Origin of the sequence: Bremerella sp. JC817, from assembly GCF_040718835.1 — a bacterium.
Taxonomy (GTDB): domain Bacteria; phylum Planctomycetota; class Planctomycetia; order Pirellulales; family Pirellulaceae; genus Bremerella.
Window position 1 is genome coordinate 1 of the sequence record NZ_JBFEFG010000138.1, and the last position, 421, is coordinate 421.

Consider the following 421-nt stretch of genomic DNA (forward strand, 5'->3'; position numbering starts at 1 on the left):
GGATGGCCCTGGTTGACGAAGATCAGTTGCTCGACTGGGTCGGCCGCCTCTATGAACGGGTACTCCAGGCCAGCTCCGTGTCGTCGAAACCCGCATTTCCCGAGATCGCCCAGGATGCGAATGCACAGCCGATCGGAGCACTTCGTGGTGCCGGATTCCTCGTCACGGTCAGTGCCCTGGTGGCCGTCTCAGCCCTGGTGACGCTGGCCTTCTACATCCTGTCGGTCCACCTCGACTACGCTCGATGAGCAAAGAACCACGCCCAATCCCCGGGCGATCGAGGCAAGCAGATGCTGTCGTCGTTGCTGTGGAACAAAGTTGCGTTGATCATGTACGGTGCCGTGGCCTTCGCAAGCGCGGGGGCGGCGTTGTTGTGGTCGAAGCACCCCGTTCGATGGATTCTCGGCATCGCCATCATTCT

The 421-nt window shown here is 61.0% G+C and carries 1 protein-coding gene; it reads left to right on the forward strand.

Annotation, left to right across the window (positions count from 1 at the left end; genetic code table 11):
• Positions 1–248, forward strand: a 248-nt coding sequence (locus tag AB1L30_RS00650; RefSeq protein WP_367011419.1) for a hypothetical protein, incomplete at its 5' end; no start/stop codon positions are given.
• Between the last annotated feature and the right edge of the window lie 173 nt (positions 249–421).